Origin of the sequence: Synechococcus sp. CB0101 (assembly GCF_000179235.2) — a bacterium.
Classification (GTDB): Bacteria; Cyanobacteriota; Cyanobacteriia; order PCC-6307; family Cyanobiaceae; genus Vulcanococcus.
On record NZ_CP039373.1, the window covers coordinates 1945993 to 1962110 of the forward strand.

Consider the following 16118-nt stretch of genomic DNA (forward strand, 5'->3'; position numbering starts at 1 on the left):
GTTCTGGCGGAACGCGCTGTCAGCGTGGTCACAGCGGCGGCGGCTGGCGGCGCTGCAGGCTGGCTTCAGCGGGCTTTCTCATCTTCCAAATGCGCTGCAGCGCAGTCGCTTTACCCCTTGGAATGACCGTTTGTTAAGCGCTGCTGATGAGGGTGATCAGCTTGTCCAACAATGACCAGGCCAAGCGATGAGGCGGTTTCGGCCAGCTCCTCGGTTTGGCCCCTCATCCCCCCTCCCCGACTCACGTCGAGAACAGGAGCTTCTCAATGTTCGACGCCTTCACCAAGGTCGTTGCCCAGGCTGATGCCCGCGGCGAATTCCTGAACGCTGGTCAAATCGACGCCCTTTCGGCGATGGTTGGCGACAGCTTCAAGCGTATGGATGCTGTGAACCGCATCACCTCCAACGCTTCCAAGATCGTCACCAACGCTGCTCGCGAACTGTTCGACCAGCAGCCCGCTCTGATCGCCCCCGGCGGCAACGCGTACACCCACCGTCGCATGGCTGCTTGCCTGCGCGACATGGAGATCGTGCTGCGCTACGTGACCTACGCGATCTTCACCGGCGACGCTTCCGTGCTGGAAGACCGCTGCCTGAACGGCCTGCGTGAGACCTATCTGGCTCTGGGCGTTCCTGGCGCTTCCGTGGCCGAAGGCATCCGCAAGATGAAGGACGCCGCCATCTCGATCGCCAACGATCGCAACGGCATCACCCCCGGCGACTGCTCCGCTCTGATGAGCGAGATCGGCACCTACTTCGATCGCGCTGCTGCTGCTGTTGCCTGAGGCAACGCTGCTCCGCGTCATTTCTAGGTCCACCCTTCTTCTTCACTTCGAACAATGAAGACCCCCCTCACCGAAGCCGTTGCAGCCGCTGATTCCCAGGGCCGCTTCCTGAGCAACACCGAGCTGAACGCCGCTTTCGGCCGTTTCGAGCGCGCTGCCAACGCTCTGGCTGCTGCCAAGGCTCTGACCGCCAAGGCTGACGAACTGGTGAACGGCGCTGCCCAGGCCGTTTACAACAAGTTCCCCTACACCACCCAGATGCAGGGCAGCAACTACGCCTCCGACGCGCGCGGTAAGGCCAAGTGCGCCCGTGACATCGGCTACTACCTGCGTCAGGTGACCTACTGCCTGGTTGCTGGTGGCACCGGCCCCATCGACGAGTACCTGATCGCAGGTCTCGACGAGATCAACCGTGCGTTCGAGCTCTCCCCCTCCTGGTATGTGGAAGCTCTGAACTACATCAAGGCCAACCACGGCATCTCCGGCGACGCCGGCGTGATCGCCAACAACTACATCGACTACGCGATCGCCGCTCTGGTCTGATTTTCAGATTCACAGCGCAACCGCGAGTTGCCCCGAGCCCCCGCAAGGGGGCTTTTTTGTGTCTGCGCTTGTTGAACTCCGCAGATCTGCTGAGCCTGTAACGAAATGATGCGCGTCTCTCAGGAATCATTCGTTGTTGCTCATAGGATTTTTTGGATGGAACTGTTGTCTCGTTCGGCTGCGTCTGTTGCCGCATTGAGTCGCTGATCTGTCCCCCTCTTTCTCCCCGGTTCGCCTGCCATGACCCTGGTTAATGCCGCCTATCTGGGCATCGAACGCTTTGCCAACGACCGCAACAATGAAAATTGGTCGGCTGGCTCCAGCCAGAGCGACAAAGCCGCGTTGATTCGTGCGGTGTATCGCCAGGTGCTGGGTTATCAATATGTGATGGAGAGCGAGCGCCTCACCGGGGCGGAGTCGTTGTTTCGCAACGGTTATCTGAGTGTGCGTGAATTCGTGAGGGCGGTGGCCAAGAGCGGTTTGTATCGCTCGAAATTCTTCGAAAACACCAATCCGTATCACTTCATCGAGCTCAACTTCAAGCACCTGCTCGGCCGTGCGCCCCAGGGGCGCGACGAGATGCTGCATCACTTCACGATCCTCCAGGAGCAGGGTTACGATGCCGAGATTGATTCCTATCTCGATAGCGCTGAGTATCAGGAGCGCTTCGGTGAGGAGCAGGTGCCCTTCCTGCATGGTTGGGATTACTCCAAGGGGCATGCGGGCCGTCAGTTCTCCTGGCTGATGCAGCTCACCCGTGGTGCTGCTGCTTCGGTGAAAGGCGAGATCACCGGCATTGCCTCCCGTCTGGGCCCCGCCCTGCACCAGAACCGTGCCGTACCCGTGGTGAGCCCCAACGCCGGTGGCTCCGCCGTGCAGCCGGCGGGCGTGGCCAGCACCGCCATCACGGCCATGGCCCAGGGCATCGGCCAGAAGGCACGCGTGTATCGCGTGGAGGTCACCGGCCTCAACAACTACCGCTTGCACAAGCGCAGCAACACCGTGCGCTTCATCCCCTTCGACAAAATGCTGGAGGCCCAGCAGCAGATTCACCGCCAGGGCGGCCGGGTGGCCAGTGTCACCCCGGTGAACTGAACGAACGCCGGTTCAAGATGCCCCGCTTCGGCGGGGCTTTTTGCGTTTCAGCTTTTGCGCGGAATTGCTTCCGATTTTGTTCGCAATTGCCGGGTGGAGCCCTGTCTCCGCCTGCGGTTTCGCCAGAACGGTGACCCTTTGTGAACTTCCCAGTGGTCCTCGATGATCACGCCGGCAGCCCTGGCCACAATGCTTGGGTCAGCGATCAAACAAACCGTTCAACACTCCGTTGTTTCGGTATTGGGTGATTGTGACCATCGCGATCAGCGCGCAACAGGGTTGACCTTCAGCCCCCTTGCTGTTGATGGCACCCCTCATCCCCCTCCCCGACTCACGTCGAGAACAGGAGCTTCTCAATGTTCGACGCCTTCACCAAGGTCGTTGCCCAGGCTGATGCCCGCGGCGAATTCCTGAACGCTGGTCAAATCGACGCCCTTTCGGCGATGGTTGGCGACAGCTTCAAGCGTATGGATGCTGTGAACCGCATCACCTCCAACGCTTCCAAGATCGTCACCAACGCTGCTCGCGAACTGTTCGACCAGCAGCCCGCTCTGATCGCCCCCGGCGGCAACGCGTACACCCACCGTCGCATGGCTGCTTGCCTGCGCGACATGGAGATCGTGCTGCGCTACGTGACCTACGCGATCTTCACCGGCGACGCTTCCGTGCTGGAAGACCGCTGCCTGAACGGCCTGCGTGAGACCTATCTGGCTCTGGGCGTTCCTGGCGCTTCCGTGGCCGAAGGCATCCGCAAGATGAAGGACGCCGCCATCTCGATCGCCAACGATCGCAACGGCATCACCCCCGGCGACTGCTCCGCTCTGATGAGCGAGATCGGCACCTACTTCGATCGCGCTGCTGCTGCTGTTGCCTGAGGCAACGCTGCTCCGCGTCATTTCTAGGTCCACCCTTCTTCTTCACTTCGAACAATGAAGACCCCCCTCACCGAAGCCGTTGCAGCCGCTGATTCCCAGGGCCGCTTCCTGAGCAACACCGAGCTGAACGCCGCTTTCGGCCGTTTCGAGCGCGCTGCCAACGCTCTGGCTGCTGCCAAGGCTCTGACCGCCAAGGCTGACGAACTGGTGAACGGCGCTGCCCAGGCCGTTTACAACAAGTTCCCCTACACCACCCAGATGCAGGGCAGCAACTACGCCTCCGACGCGCGCGGTAAGGCCAAGTGCGCCCGTGACATCGGCTACTACCTGCGTCAGGTGACCTACTGCCTGGTTGCTGGTGGCACCGGCCCCATCGACGAGTACCTGATCGCAGGTCTCGACGAGATCAACCGTGCGTTCGAGCTCTCCCCCTCCTGGTATGTGGAAGCTCTGAACTACATCAAGGCCAACCACGGCATCTCCGGCGACGCCGGCGTGATCGCCAACAACTACATCGACTACGCGATCGCCGCTCTGGTCTGATTTTCAGATTCACAGCGCAACCGCGAGTTGCCCCGAGCCCCCCGAAAGGGGGGCTTTTTTTGTTGCATCCGTCCGCGATGGGACCGGCGGCGATGGCAGCATCACCATCGCCATCGTTTTGGGCCATGGCCGCCGGCGACGCCGACCCATCGATTCCGGGCAACGGAGATCCGATCAGTGAAGAGGAGGCGCTGCGTCGCCTGCGCCTCACCGATGACCCCTCCGCGCAGTACTACGCGGCCTGGTGGTTGGGCCGCAACCGCAGCACGCATCCCGATGCGGTGCCCCTGTTGCAGGAGGCGTTGCGTCAGCGCCGCCCCCGCGACCCCGGGGCTGGCGTGGAAGAAAATGCCGTGGCGCGCAATGCAGCCCGCGCCCTCGGCAAGCTCGGCCAGAGCGCCCAAGCGGCCATTCCTGATCTGCTGGCCACCCTTGAGGACGACGACCACGGCCTGCGCGAAGCTGCAGCGCGCGCCCTCGGTGATCTGCGTGCTCAAGCGGCAGTTGAGCCCCTGCGCCGCCGATTAGCTAGTGGCCCGGCGGTGGCCGGAGCCCAGCAACCCGGCACGCCCCGGCTGCAGGAACCCTGTGAAGCGCTGCTCGAAGCCCTTGGAGAGATCGGTGTGGCCGAGCCGCCGGTGTTGGCGGTGATCGAGCCGTTTGTGGGCCATGAGCGGCCCTTGATCCGCAGCGCCGCCTGTCGGGCCCTGCTGCAGCTCACCCAAGAGCGCCGCTGGGGTGATCAGCTGGTGCAATTGCTGCACCACCAGCAGTTGCAGGTGCGCCGCGCAGCTCTGATGGATCTGGGGGCCGCCGGATGGCGCGAGGCCCTGGAGCCCATTGCTGCAACCCTGGCAGAGAACAGCCTCAAGCTGATTGCTCTGCGCGGTCTGGTGGAGCAGGGCGCTGGTTCGGCGGGCGGCCATGCCGCTTCGTCAGGCGAGGCACCTGATGCCGCCACCGTGGCGGTGCTCGATGCCATGGATGCCCTGCTGTGAGCACTTCTGTGATGACCCCATCGGATGTGGCGGCCCTGGTGGAGGCCGTGCAGCGCGCCGATAGCGCTTTAGGCCTTCTGCAGGCCACCCAAGCCCTTGCCGCCTCCGCCCATCCCGATGGTGCGACCTGCCTGGTGGAGGTGCTGGGCTTCAACAACCCTGGCGCTGCCGTGGCCGCCGTTGATGGCCTGATCGCCATCGGCGTGCCTGCCGTTGACACGATCCTCTCCAACATCGACGGCTACAACTACGGCGCTCGTGCCTGGGCCGTGCGCGCCCTGGCCGGCATCGGTGATGTGCGCGGCCTGGAGGTGCTCGAAGATGCCCTCGGCAAAGACATCGGCCCCAGCGTGCGCCGTGCGGCGGCCCGGGGTCTTGGGCAATTGCGGCTCGATGCGCTTCCGCCACCGCAGCGCCGCGCCACGGCTGAGCGCTGCTTGCACGCCTTGGTGGAGGGTTGCCGCGATGGTGAGTGGGTGGTGCGTTACGCCGTGGTGGTGGGGCTTGAATCGCTCGCGCCCGCCGTGCATCCCGAGCTGGCCGAGGGGCCCGTTGCGCAGCAGCGCCTGCACGACGCGCTGATCGGTCTGTGCCGGAATCCAACGGAGGAGGCCCCAGTGGTGCAGCTCCGGGCCGCCCTGGCCCTGCAGCGCCTGGGGGTGAACCATGGCTGAGCAGCGCCTGTTGTTTGTCTGCCTCGGCAACATCTGCCGCTCACCGGCCGCCGAGGGGGTGTTTTTGCACCTGATCGCCCGCGAGGGTCTGGAAGATCGCTTTGTGGTGGATAGCGCCGGCACCGGTGGCTGGCACGTGGGCAACCCCGCGGATCGGCGCATGCGCGCCGCCGCGGAGCGCCGCGGCATTCATCTGCCCAGCCGCGCGCGCCAGATCGAGCTGGCGGATTTCAGCGCCTTCGATCGCATCCTCACCATGGATGACGACAACCTGCGCAACGTGCGTTCTCTGGCGCGCGAACTGCGGGATCGGCCGGGTCTGGCGAGGATTGAGCCGATGACCAGCCACTGCCGCCAGCACCGGGCCAGCGAGGTGCCCGATCCCTATTACGGAGGCGAGCAGGGCTTCGAGCATGTGCTCGATCTGCTGGAGGATGCCTGCGGTGGGCTGCTCGAGAGCCTGCTGCGCGAGGAGCGCTAGGCCGCGGGCTCCGGCCAGGCGTCGTGGGGCACCCGCTGGCGGAACAGCTGCACCAGCTGCTCGATCACCGCGTCGATGCTCAGGCCATCGGTGATCAGCTCCACCGCATCGCCGGCCTGGGTGAGCGGGGCCACGTCCCGCGTGGAATCGAGATGGTCGCGTTCGGCGATCTGGGCCTCGAGTTCCGCCAGAGCCGGCACGGCAAAGCCGCGCTGCTCCAGATCAAGGGCGCGGCGGCGGGCCCGTTCGGCCACCGTGGCGGTGAGAAACACCTTCAGTTCGGCATCGGGAAACACGGCGGTGCCGATGTCGCGTCCTTCGGCCACCAGCCCGCCCCGTTTGCCCATCGCCTGCTGCTGGCGGGTGAGCGCTTCGCGCACGCAGCCATGGGCTGCCACCACCGACACCTGGGCGGTCACCTCCGGTGAGCGGATTGCCTCGGTCACGTCGTGGCCGTTCACGCTCACCCGTTGGCTCCCGGCGGCGGCGGTGCTCAGCTGCAGATCGAGGCCCTCCAGCAGCGGCGCCACCGCGGCGGCATCGCTGGCGTCCGCGCCGCTTTGCTGCACCAGCCAGGTCACGGCCCGGTACATGGCGCCGGTGTCGAGATAGATCAGCCCAAGCCGCTCAGCAAAGGCGCGGGTCACCGTGCTCTTGCCGGCTCCGGCAGGGCCGTCGATGGCAACGATCGGGGCTCGGCTCATCAGAAACACGTGGTCGATTAGGCGGCTGGGGCCGCAGTGGGCGGCGGCAGCCAGGAGGGTGAGGCCCGAGAGGCTGCTGCGGGGCTGCAGGCTGCGGGGGCACACCGCTTCTACATAGTCGAGCACCAGGCCGGCCTGCTCCAGCTGCTGCTGCACCTGCGCCAGGGCGGGGGCCAGGGCGCTGCCAGGGGGCAGCGGGGAGGCGGCGGCAGCCTGCAGCGCCTGGGGCAATGCGCTGGCCTGCTGGCGCTGTGCCGGGCTGAGGTAGCTGTTGCGTGAGCTCAGCGCCAGGCCGTCGCTCTCCCGCAGGGTGGGGCAGCCCACCACCTGCACCGGCAGGCCCAGATCCGCAGCCATCCGCTGCAGGATTACCAGCTGTTGCCAATCCTTTTCGCCCAGCAGGAGCTGATCGGGCCGGATCAACCCCAGCAGCCGTGCCACCACCGTGGCCACGCCGTTGAAGTGGCCGGGGCGGTGCCGGCCGCATAGGCCCCTCTGCAGGGATTCGGGCGGTTGGATCCGCGTGAGTTCGCCGTCGCCGGCGGGGTAGAGCTCCTCCACGCTGGGGGCGAAGAGGGCATGGGCGCCGGCGGCCTCGGCCAGCTCGGCATCCCGCTCGAGCTGGCGGGGGTAGCGGCCGAAATCCTCGTGGGCCCCGAATTGCAGAGGGTTCACGAACACGCTCACCAACACCTGCGGCTGCAGGCCCGCCACGGGCCGTGCAGCCCGGCTGATCAGGCTCTGGTGCCCAGCGTGCAGGGCGCCCATCGTGGGCACGAAATGCAGAGGCGCCGCACCGGTGCTGCGGCGCCAGGCCTCCAGATCGGTGCAGCGGCGCAGCAGGCGCACGGGCTCTTCCGGCTCAAGGCCGACCCTACCGGGCCAGCAAAAAGCCCACCGGCCGAGGCCAGTGGGCTTGGGGGATGCCAATCAAGGCATTCAGGGCTGAAGTACTTCCAGCTTCACGTTGGCGATGCCGCTGGAGATCAAGCCCAGGTTGTTGGCAGCGCCATGGGCCAGGTCAATCACGCGGTTGCCATGGAAGGGGCCCCGATCGTTGATGCGCACGATGGCGCTGCGGCCGTTGCCCAGGTTGGTGACGCGCACCTTGGTGCCGAAGGGCAGGGTGCGATGCGCTGCAGTGAGGGTGCCGGGACGGAACACCTCACCGTTGGCGGTGCGGTTTCCGTAGAAGCCGGGGCCGTACCAGCTGGCTTGACCTTTGCTCACCGACTTCACCCGCGGTTGCTGCGGGGGTGTGGCGATGGGCAGCACGGGTGCGGCGGGTTTGATCGGGAGCTCGTCTGAGGGCTCGGCCGACTCGAGGCTGGGCTCCACGCTGCGGATGGCCAGATCGAGGGAAGGGCTGCCAGCTTCAGCAGCAACGCGGCCGGTGGTGGCGAAGGCCGGGGGCAAACCAGTGCTGCCGGAGAGCAACAGTGCCGAACCACCAAGGAGACAGAGGCGACGCATAACAAGCGAAACTCGCCGCGATCAACACAGCAGCCACTGGAAAAGGTGTGGCCCATCAACCTCGGACCAATTCGAATCAAGCTGCGCGGAAATTGCGAGCCGTTTCTGAACTGATGGGATGACGGAGTTCCTATCGGCAATTAACGACGCCGCAAAGTTACTGGTGGTGCGTGGTTGATTTGGTCTTCAATTGCACGGATTGGATTGATCAGCATTTGCGATCAAATCCCGAACCTTTGGCTATCGCAGGGATCTGTGGGGTTGGCAAGGGGGGCAATGGATCACGGCCGCTGATCGCCTGGATAAGCGGGACTGATCGAAGCGCGTGCCAATCTGGCGGCCGGCTGCCCGATTGGCTGTTCCGGTGGGACCTTGGCGGGGCAGGATCGAAGGATCCGTTAGTGCTTGCAGGGATGGACTACCGCACAGCCGGCGTTGATGTGGAGGCGGGGCGTGCCTTTGTGGAGCGCATCCGCTCGAGTGTTGAGTCCACGCGGCGGCCTGAGGTGCTGGGCGGTCTAGGTGGTTTCGGTGGGCTTTGTCGCTTGCCCCAGGGCATGCGCAAGCCGCTGTTGGTGTCGGGGACCGATGGTGTGGGCACCAAGCTGGAGCTGGCTCAGGCCCATGGCCAGCACCACGGGGTGGGCATTGATTTGGTGGCGATGTGCGTCAACGACGTGATCACCAGTGGCGCCCAGCCCCTGTTCTTTCTCGATTACATCGCTACCGGCAAGCTCACCCCTGAGGCCATGGCTCAGGTGGTGGAGGGCATCGCCGATGGCTGCCGCCAGAGCGGTTGTGCCCTGCTGGGCGGTGAAACGGCTGAAATGCCTGGTTTCTATGGCCCCGGCCGCTACGACCTGGCGGGCTTCTGCGTGGCCGTGGTGGAAGAAGACGAACTGATCGACCCAGCGCGGGTGCAGGCCGGCGATCGCATCGTGGCAGTGGCCAGCAGTGGCGTGCACAGCAATGGCTTCAGCCTCGTGCGCCGCATCCTGGACATGCGCGGGGTCACGCCCGACACCTGCTTGAGCCCCGGTGGCCCGGGTGTGCTGGATGCCCTGCTGGCGCCCACTGTCTTGTATGCCTCGCTAGTGCAGGCGCTGCTGGCCGATGGGCTCGAGCTCCATGGCATGGCCCACATCACCGGTGGCGGTTTGCCTGAAAATCTGCCCCGGGCCTTGCCCGCTGGTCTGCATGCCCGTCTCGATGCTGGCAGTTGGGAGCGTCCTGCGCTCTTCCGATGGCTTCAGGAGAACGGTGAGGTGCCCGAGGCCGATCTCTGGAACACCTTCAACCTCGGGGTGGGCTTCTGTCTGGTGCTGCCCGAGTCGGCTGTGGATGCGGCCCTGCAGGTCTGCCAGCGCCAAGGGCATCAGGCCTGGTTGCTGGGTCAGGTGGAGGCCGGTGCAGCCGGATCGACTCCCCTGGCTGGATTGCCGTACTGATTCAGCGGCTTCAGCTGCCAAATTGCATCAGCCTGGCGTTTGCGCCCGGTGAATCCGCTTCAGCCCATTAGGGTCTGGGCACTGCGGTGCGGTTTCGTTCTTAGCCGCGCCGGGTCTGATTGTTCGGTCACGCAGAACTCAGCACATAGGTTCCGTTCTTCATAGGTTCGAGATGTCGTTAAACGGCTCGCTTTTAAACGCTTCCACCCGAATCACCCGCCGGCGTAGTTCCGCTGGTCCGATCCCCCCCAACCGCCCGCTCCGCCCCCGCGACGCCTACCCCAGCCGCAGCAGCGTGCGGCCCACCTTCCTCACCCTGCGCGACCACGGCAAGGTGTTTGTGGCGGATCTGCCTCGCCTCTCGGATGGTCAGCTGGCCCATGTGGGCAAGGAAGCCCGCGAGGTGCTTGAGAGCATCAGCCGCCGCCTCGAGGAGCTCGATCAGCAGCTGCAGCTCTCCCCCCAGGAGCAGGAAACCCGGATCCGTGCTGCCACCAAGCGCGATGTGACCGAGCGGTTCATCCGCGCCGTGGAGGAGGAGCAGGAGCAACGCCGCACCAACCCAGCCCTGAAGGCGGCGGCCGGTGAATCCCTGGCTCGCGCGTTCCTCGAGATCGCGCGCCACCGCTTGCCCGGTGCCACCTTCGACTCCCTGCTGCAGGAAGCGCTCACCGCCTGTGATGAGGGCCCAGCTGCGGCTGAAGAGCCGGCAGCACCGCCGGCCCTTGAGGCGCCGCGCCCCCGCTTGGTGTCGCTCAGCCGCCCCGCCGAAGCGGCTGAAGCCCCCGAGCGCGAGCGTATGCCCGTGGTGCTCACCCCAGATCCCTCGCCCCAGATGGGACTGGCCTGATCAGGCGCTTTGGAACGGATTGGCAGGCATCCTGGCGGCGTCTGCCATCAACGCCAGCTGATCGAGGCTGTGCTGCTCATCGCTGCTGAGCTCCCAGCTCAGCGCTGAGGCGGTGGCGTCTACCTGCTCCACGCTGCGCAGCCCAGGAATGGGCATGGCTCCGTGGGCGCGGCACCAGTTGAGGGCCACGGCCGCCAGGCCGCCGGGCCGGCCCGCAGCGATCTCCTCCATGCGTTGCCGCAGCTGATGCATCTGGGGCTCCAGCCGCCGGAACAGGCTGCGGCGGGTGCCAGTGAGCGGCCGGCTCGGTGTTTCCTCGCTGCGGCTGAGCAACCCCAGGGCCAGGGGGCTGTAGGCGATCAGATCGATTTGGAGCTCCTGGCACACCTCGGCCACGCCACCCGGCTGGATCGGTTGCGGTGCCAGCAGCGAGAGCTGCACCTGCAGGCTGCGCAGGGGAACGCCCTGGTCCGCCAGGCGCTGGTGCAGCGCGCGCAGCCGCTTGGGCCCCACATTCGAGACTCCAAGGCTCTCCACCGCCCCGCTGCGCACTAGGTCAGCCAGGCCATCGAGCAAGGGGCCCTCCTGCCAGGGGGCATAGCGGGCCGTGCTCCAGTGCAGCTGCACCCGTTTCATCTGGCCCTGCAACCGTTCCTGGGAAGCGGCGAAGGCGCGGCGGTAGCCCTGACGGCCGAAGCGCCAGGGGAAGGGCGCCAGTTTGGTGGCGATGCAGAGCTGATGGCGCTGCTCGGCCGGAGCCGCCATGGCGAAGCGCCCGAGCAGTGTTTCACTGCGCCCGTTCAGCCGGCCTGTGCCATAGGAATCGGCCGTGTCGAAAAAGTGCAGCCCCCGCTCCAGGCAGCGCTGGAAGGTGGCGGCCAGAGCATCGTCGTCGCGTTTGGGGTCGTAGCCCCACAGGAATTGATTGCCCCAGGCCCAGGTGCCCACCCCGATCCCGGGTTGTCCGCTGCCGCTTGCCATGATCGAGCCAGTCGGGGCCATCTCTGCGGTGAATTCTCTGCCCAGCTCTGCCGTGGCCGCTGGCGCTGCTGCCGCTCCAGCCGATGGCGCTCCTCGCTCTGATGAGGCGGCGCCAGAAATGGCGCCCGATCCGGTGCTTTGCGGCCATTGCGGCCGCACCGCCAGCAACGGACTGGTGTGCATCGGCGCCTGTGTGGCCGATTCCGGCTACTGATGCGGCGGGGATCCTTTCGCTGCATCGCCTTGGCCGGGGTTGCACTGCTGGCCTCGACGGCAAACCCAGTGCCCGCGGCCGAGGATGTGTTCGGGCGCTGGCGCACGCGGCCCAACAGCTGCGTGGTGGAACACGGAGCGGCCCCCAAGCTGCGCTGCCAGGACGTGCAGCTGGATCAGCGCAGCCCTCAGGTGGTGCGCCTCAGCGTGCAGGCCGAGACCAAGGAGCCCGGCGTATTGCTCAGACTGACCCTGGTGGGTGCGTTGACGGAAGGCAGCAAACCCATGGTCTGCCGCAACGGCAGCTGCTCGCTGAAGCGCGATCTCAGCTTCAGCCTGGTGAGCTTCAGCCTGGCCCGTTTCGATGGGCGCGGATTGGTGCAGGGATTGCCCCGCACCTGGTCAGCGCAGGGGAGTTGCCAGATCGACCCCAGCGAATTGCGCTGTGAAGCCCTGAACGTTGCCCTTGCGGCGGCCGGTGAGCCGCCATGGAGGATTTCAGCGCAGCTGCGCTGAGTTGTGAACGAGAGGCGGCACCCAGATTCGAACTGGAGAAAATTACAATATCTTCAATATTAGACGCCATATGTGGTGTCAGAAGCGCCAGAACGGCACTAAATCAAGGGTCAAGCGCCCTTGCTCACCTTCCACTCACCTTCCAGTAGGGATAAAGTCAGTGCTTTGACCGCCTCCCAAAACTGGGGCAAAAGGAAGGTGAAATCAGGGTCACGACCTCTGCCAGAGAACTGGTCGGTGCTCAGCGTTTCCGACCTCGGCATCAAGGGGTCTTACCCCAACAATCTGAAGATTCGTAAAGTCGCACGCACGCAAAACCTCTCAGCGTCGTGGTTGCCCTCTTTGGAGGAAGACCATCGCCCTGACAAGGGGCGTGTAGGGAAGACAGGCAAGCGCGACCCTCTGCGTGGGTCTATGGGCACTCCTGACCCCTATGAGGCGGCAAAGAGGGCGGTGGAATGGGTTCAGGAACTCCAACGCTCAGCACGCATCCTCAAAGAGCAGCAGGAGGCGGAGCAGCAACACGCCCTGGAGATCTACTGGGAACGCTGGTATGCCCGTGAGAGCAGCAAGCGCAAGACCCAGCGGAACTTTGCCCGTTGGAGCAGGGACACCCGCCTGAAGTGGGATGGGCAGTCCTATGGGGTGAAGCACCAACCCTGGGCGCAGAAGTCAGTTGAGAAGATCACCGCTGCTGACTTTGCGGACTACTGGGCAGTGCTTGATGCCCGCAGGACTGCGACCAACGATATGGGTGGCACCAAGGCACAGCAGAAGACCCTGATCAGGGAACTGCTCAAGGAGGCACGATCGGACTTCCCCCACCTGTCGATTCCAGATTTCCCTTCCATCTCAAGACAGGTCAAACAGGTTCAGCACCTGAAGCGAGATGAATGGGACCGCCTGATGGGCAAGATCGTCGAACTTTCAGGCGGAGTAGCAAGGGCAGACCTCACACCCCAGCAATACAAGGCGCTGGAGTGGAAAGCAGCAAATCGCTTGAACCAGAGGAACTGGGTCGATCTCTACGACACTCTCAACCTGATGTGGTTCTTCTACCTGCGTGCAGAGGACCTCCCACGACTCAGAGCAGAATGGTTCCAGGACCACGGCGAAGAGATCATCTGTCTCCTGGAGCAGACCAAAGGAAACCGACCTCAGCAACGCACAACTCACTACCGCCCTGATGCGATTGCCAACTGGAGAAGGATGAACCTCAGGCGACCAAAAGGGTTACTTGTATTTCCACACATCAAACGCTCTGAGTCGGATGTTTCAGGGACTCTCAAGAAGAATCTAAACGACCTGTTGAGGTATGTGCTCGACCAATGCGATCCGCCAATCCTATCTCAAGCGGTGACAATGACCAACATTCGCCATACGGCATTTCGCCTCACCCTTGAAGAAGTTCCTGAACTGGGTCGTCCTCCTGGGATCTATGCCTTTGCCCAAAACGGGATGACCTCAGCAGAAATGCTTCAGCGAACCTACCTGCGTTTCATCGAGGAAGAAGCAACCGCGAAGAGAGTAAGAACACAAATCAAACCTGGGCAATGGTCAATGGTGAAAAGAGTTTCGCCATAAGGATTTATCCACTCCCTTCCTGGTTGGATTTCTGGCGGGATTCTTTTGAACACGAATGGAATGCTTTGTAGGTTAGGTTCCCTGCTCACTTTTCAACTGCTATCTCACTGACGCCCTTGGTCAATAGCGGCGAAGGTCTCCTGAACCTCCAGTTCCGCCAGGATGCGTTTCTGAATGTCCAACTCCCGCATCAGATAGTCGTAGGTTTCAGGGAGGTAGTGATCCAGTGACACCAGTTGATCCTCCAGGAACCGAATCTTGGAGAACACCTGCTGCTTACTTGAGTTGCCCATATGCTGCTTGAATTGCTTTCTTGAGAAACTGTTCTGGTTTCAGGCGGTTCCGCTTGGCAATCTCAAGCAACATTTCATATTCAACGGAGTCCAGGTAAATCGGTTTTGCCATCGTCACATCACCGTCTGCTTGTATTTCTCATACCACCTGTAGTGGGTCAGGAGGAAGTGGAGAGTTCCTGTTCTGGATCGCCTCAAGGTTTTGGAAAGGGACTCAAACTCCTCAAAGGTCTCCTGGTGCTTGTTGCCAAAAAAGATATTGATGGATTTGCCCTCAGGGGATAGGGTTTGATTCATATGGTTGGAATGTGAATGCCTTCCTGCTATTTAGTTCCTGGAGAACTGAAGATCTGAGTTCTCAATGTCCAGCACCAGGTCTGAATCCTGATGGTGCCTGAAGCGGTAGTAATCCTTGAGGTTGTAGTTGGCGTGATGCTCGCGGATCCAAGGTTTCAGGACGAATCCTTTGTTCTCCTTTGAGTTGCTGGTGGAGAACCGTTGAAACCCTTTGCCAACTTGATTACGGATCAACCAATCCAAACGGATCCAGGTGTCATAAGGTTCAGGGCATTCCTCAAGATGAAAGTGGGTATGGAATGCGATCTTGTAGCGTGGATTCTTGGGATCTTGAGGATTGATACACACTGGTGCCTTTTCGTGAAACCAGATGATTCGTGGTCGTTCAGGAGGATTTGGAATCTTGGTTGGTTTCGTATTCAGGAGGGCACAGAAGAACTTGTTTCGGAAATGCCGCGCTTCCTTCACCGCTGTGGCGTAGTCAGTGATAAAGGGTTGCCATTGAATGCTGCCAAACCAACAGGGTTGGAAGACCTTCTGGAATTGGTATTCAATGATTGCCTTATGGATTCTGGTGGGATCTTGATAGTTCTTGGAATCCAGTAGCAAATTCTGGATTTGGTGGTGTCCTGATTCAATCACCCGCTTCGCGTGTGATTGTTGCTCACTTCGTTCGCAACGAATTCTTGTGTAAGTCATAGTTGATTTGAGAGTTATGGTTTCGTTGAATCTCTTGTGACCACAAGGTCTTTGAGGGTTGATAACCCTTATGAGTTCTTAGTCCTTATTCCTCTGTGGATTGGACTCTTCCCAGCAGATCCTTATTTTTCTCCTCGTTCCGCCATATGACCTCTGCCTAATGGTTTTCGGATTTGATTGTCTCCAGTAATTATATAGCGAACTTGATATTTTGGGAACCCCTTTCTGATTGAATACCGCCTAAGACCGCGAGAAACACTTCACGGTTTCATATTTTTTAGTTGATTTCAGAAGGTTGTTGCCAGTTCTGGATATTTACCCTTGAGTTTCTATCAAGAGAAATCAGCGAAATCACTGTGCCTCACTGATGATTCGCCGAATCGTGGAAAGCGCCAGACCCGTCTGTTCTCTGATGGAGCGGTAGGAGCACCCCTCATCCCTCAACCGCAACACAAGGCGCTCCTTTGCCTGGTTGGTCTTGGGTCTGCCGCCAAGTTTCCCACCCGCTTCCCGCCTGTGCTGAACGCTTTCAAGAGTCCTCTCACGGATCAGTGACCGCTCCACCTCCGCCAGACCTGTCAAGAGTCCGATCAGAACAGGTGCGAACTTGCCCAGTGCCTTCGTATTGACAAGGTTGTCCAGAGTCCGAATGTGAATCCCACGCTCCTGGAGGTCGTGGAGTCGGTTGATGACGCTCCGCTGATCCCTGCCGAGGCGATCCAACTTCGCCACCACCAGTTCGTCGCCATCCACCAGGGCATTGAGCGCCGCCTGGAGTTGGGGGCGATCCTTCTCCGCCGTTCTGGTGCTGATGGTCTCCTGGAAGACCACGGCGCACCCTGCCGCTTTCAGGGCAGCGACCTGGGCATCGGTGGTCTGGTGGGCGGTTGAGCAGCGGGCGTAACCAACGCTTCTGGCGGTCACTGTTCCAAGAAAGGTCGTTTCGGAAACTCTACCATCCGAACACTGTTTCTGGAACGCTCAGAACCCAGTGGATTGGGTTTTGGGCGATGCTCTGGTTTCCGTTCGGTTTTTGGAACGCTCCCACGATGGCGCCTGCCCGCAA

The 16118-nt window shown here is 62.4% G+C and carries 19 protein-coding genes; 13 read left to right on the top strand and 6 right to left on the bottom strand.

What is annotated here, in order from left to right; genetic code table 11:
- The first annotated feature begins 266 nt into the window (after positions 1-266).
- From CB0101_RS10380 to CB0101_RS10415, 8 genes are all read left to right on the top strand, one after another.
- On the top strand, positions 267-785 hold the full coding sequence (locus CB0101_RS10380) for a phycocyanin subunit beta (RefSeq protein WP_136644087.1): 519 nt from the start codon (positions 267-269) through the stop codon (positions 783-785).
- Positions 786-839: 54 nt separating this feature from the next.
- A complete protein-coding gene (cpcA, locus tag CB0101_RS10385; protein ID WP_136644088.1) occupies positions 840-1328 on the top strand; it encodes a phycocyanin subunit alpha in 489 nt (162 codons plus the stop codon).
- A 240-nt stretch (positions 1329-1568) separates the two neighbouring features.
- Positions 1569-2423, top strand: coding sequence for a phycobilisome linker polypeptide (locus tag CB0101_RS10390; protein WP_136644089.1), 855 nt, complete (start codon positions 1569-1571; stop codon positions 2421-2423).
- 356 nt (positions 2424-2779) lie between these two features.
- Positions 2780-3298 (top strand): phycocyanin subunit beta, encoded by a 519-nt coding sequence (locus tag CB0101_RS10395; RefSeq protein WP_136644087.1) that lies wholly within the window; start codon positions 2780-2782, stop codon positions 3296-3298.
- Between the two features lie 54 nt (positions 3299-3352).
- Positions 3353-3841 (top strand): phycocyanin subunit alpha, encoded by a 489-nt coding sequence (gene cpcA, locus CB0101_RS10400; protein WP_136644088.1) that lies wholly within the window; start codon positions 3353-3355, stop codon positions 3839-3841.
- Positions 3842-3966: 125 nt separating this feature from the next.
- A complete protein-coding gene (locus tag CB0101_RS10405) occupies positions 3967-4839 on the top strand; it encodes a HEAT repeat domain-containing protein (protein WP_010311791.1) in 873 nt (290 codons plus the stop codon).
- Positions 4840-4850: 11 nt separating this feature from the next.
- Positions 4851-5513 carry a HEAT repeat domain-containing protein gene (locus tag CB0101_RS10410; RefSeq protein ID WP_010311789.1) on the top strand — a complete coding sequence of 221 codons (663 nt, stop codon included), beginning with the start codon at positions 4851-4853 and terminating at the stop codon, positions 5511-5513.
- Positions 5506-5994: a low molecular weight protein-tyrosine-phosphatase gene (locus tag CB0101_RS10415; protein WP_010311787.1), complete on the top strand. Its 489-nt coding sequence runs from the start codon at positions 5506-5508 to the stop codon at positions 5992-5994. Before CB0101_RS10410 ends, CB0101_RS10415 begins: the two co-directional genes overlap by 8 nt.
- Here CB0101_RS10415 and CB0101_RS10420 read toward each other — a convergent pair.
- Both CB0101_RS10420 and CB0101_RS10425 read right to left on the bottom strand, forming a co-directional pair.
- Positions 5991-7520, bottom strand: a complete 1530-nt coding sequence (locus tag CB0101_RS10420) for a bifunctional pantoate--beta-alanine ligase/(d)CMP kinase (protein ID WP_246833876.1) — start codon at positions 7518-7520, stop codon at positions 5991-5993. The two genes, CB0101_RS10415 and CB0101_RS10420, sit on opposite strands and share 4 nt — an antisense overlap.
- Positions 7521-7637: 117 nt before the next feature.
- A complete protein-coding gene (locus CB0101_RS10425; protein ID WP_010311780.1) occupies positions 7638-8171 on the bottom strand; it encodes a septal ring lytic transglycosylase RlpA family protein in 534 nt (177 codons plus the stop codon).
- Positions 8172-8584: 413 nt separating this feature from the next.
- On the opposite strand from CB0101_RS10425, the gene purM reads away from it, so the two are divergent.
- A complete protein-coding gene (gene purM / locus CB0101_RS10430; RefSeq protein WP_010311778.1) occupies positions 8585-9619 on the top strand; it encodes a phosphoribosylformylglycinamidine cyclo-ligase in 1035 nt (344 codons plus the stop codon).
- A 172-nt stretch (positions 9620-9791) separates the two neighbouring features.
- On the top strand, positions 9792-10469 hold the full coding sequence (locus CB0101_RS10435) for a hypothetical protein (protein WP_050778813.1): 678 nt from the start codon (positions 9792-9794) through the stop codon (positions 10467-10469).
- On the opposite strand, the gene CB0101_RS10440 is transcribed toward CB0101_RS10435, so the two are convergent.
- Entirely contained in the window at positions 10470-11471 is a 1002-nt protein-coding gene (locus CB0101_RS10440; protein WP_210409953.1) for an aldo/keto reductase, read from the bottom strand. It abuts the gene before it with no gap.
- A gap of 7 nt (positions 11472-11478) precedes the next feature.
- Between CB0101_RS10440 and CB0101_RS10445 the strand changes: the two genes are divergently transcribed.
- The 3 genes from CB0101_RS10445 to CB0101_RS10455 all read left to right on the top strand — a co-directional run bounded on the left by CB0101_RS10445 (position 11479) and on the right by CB0101_RS10455 (position 13763).
- Complete coding sequence (locus tag CB0101_RS10445) at positions 11479-11664, top strand: hypothetical protein (protein WP_136644090.1); 186 nt, start codon at positions 11479-11481, stop codon at positions 11662-11664.
- 68 nt (positions 11665-11732) lie between these two features.
- Positions 11733-12179 carry a hypothetical protein gene (locus tag CB0101_RS10450; RefSeq protein ID WP_168187976.1) on the top strand — a complete coding sequence of 149 codons (447 nt, stop codon included), beginning with the start codon at positions 11733-11735 and terminating at the stop codon, positions 12177-12179.
- Positions 12180-12416: 237 nt separating this feature from the next.
- Entirely contained in the window at positions 12417-13763 is a 1347-nt protein-coding gene (locus CB0101_RS10455) for a hypothetical protein (RefSeq protein ID WP_246833745.1), read from the top strand.
- A gap of 104 nt (positions 13764-13867) precedes the next feature.
- Here CB0101_RS10455 and CB0101_RS10460 read toward each other — a convergent pair whose 3' ends face one another.
- The 3 genes from CB0101_RS10460 to CB0101_RS10475 form a co-directional block, all read right to left on the bottom strand.
- On the bottom strand, positions 13868-14056 hold the full coding sequence (locus CB0101_RS10460) for a hypothetical protein (protein ID WP_010311765.1): 189 nt from the start codon (positions 14054-14056) through the stop codon (positions 13868-13870).
- A gap of 327 nt (positions 14057-14383) precedes the next feature.
- Positions 14384-15052, bottom strand: coding sequence for a hypothetical protein (locus tag CB0101_RS10470; RefSeq protein ID WP_246833746.1), 669 nt, complete (start codon positions 15050-15052; stop codon positions 14384-14386).
- Between the two features lie 351 nt (positions 15053-15403).
- Entirely contained in the window at positions 15404-15976 is a 573-nt protein-coding gene (locus tag CB0101_RS10475) for a recombinase family protein (RefSeq protein ID WP_010311759.1), read from the bottom strand.
- Between the last annotated feature and the right edge of the window lie 142 nt (positions 15977-16118).

Bases quoted from the DNA above. Each gene is read 5' to 3' on its own strand.
- CB0101_RS10390 (WP_136644089.1), top strand. From the start codon at position 1,569: ATGACCCTGGTTAATGCCGCCTATCTGGGCATCGAACGCTTTGCCAAC.
- CB0101_RS10405 (WP_010311791.1), top strand. From the start codon at position 3,967: ATGGCCGCCGGCGACGCCGACCCATCGATTCCGGGCAACGGAGATCCG.
- CB0101_RS10415 (WP_010311787.1), top strand. From the start codon at position 5,506: ATGGCTGAGCAGCGCCTGTTGTTTGTCTGCCTCGGCAACATCTGCCGC.
- CB0101_RS10425 (WP_010311780.1), bottom strand. From the start codon at position 8,171: ATGCGTCGCCTCTGTCTCCTTGGTGGTTCGGCACTGTTGCTCTCCGGC.
- CB0101_RS10460 (WP_010311765.1), bottom strand. From the start codon at position 14,056: ATGGGCAACTCAAGTAAGCAGCAGGTGTTCTCCAAGATTCGGTTCCTG.
- CB0101_RS10410 (WP_010311789.1), top strand. From the start codon at position 4,851: ATGACCCCATCGGATGTGGCGGCCCTGGTGGAGGCCGTGCAGCGCGCC.
- cpcA (WP_136644088.1), top strand. From the start codon at position 3,353: ATGAAGACCCCCCTCACCGAAGCCGTTGCAGCCGCTGATTCCCAGGGC.
- purM (WP_010311778.1), top strand. From the start codon at position 8,585: ATGGACTACCGCACAGCCGGCGTTGATGTGGAGGCGGGGCGTGCCTTT.
- cpcA (WP_136644088.1), top strand. From the start codon at position 840: ATGAAGACCCCCCTCACCGAAGCCGTTGCAGCCGCTGATTCCCAGGGC.
- CB0101_RS10380 (WP_136644087.1), top strand. From the start codon at position 267: ATGTTCGACGCCTTCACCAAGGTCGTTGCCCAGGCTGATGCCCGCGGC.
- CB0101_RS10440 (WP_210409953.1), bottom strand. From the start codon at position 11,471: ATGGCCCCGACTGGCTCGATCATGGCAAGCGGCAGCGGACAACCCGGG.
- CB0101_RS10435 (WP_050778813.1), top strand. From the start codon at position 9,792: ATGTCGTTAAACGGCTCGCTTTTAAACGCTTCCACCCGAATCACCCGC.
- CB0101_RS10470 (WP_246833746.1), bottom strand. From the start codon at position 15,052: ATGACTTACACAAGAATTCGTTGCGAACGAAGTGAGCAACAATCACAC.
- CB0101_RS10395 (WP_136644087.1), top strand. From the start codon at position 2,780: ATGTTCGACGCCTTCACCAAGGTCGTTGCCCAGGCTGATGCCCGCGGC.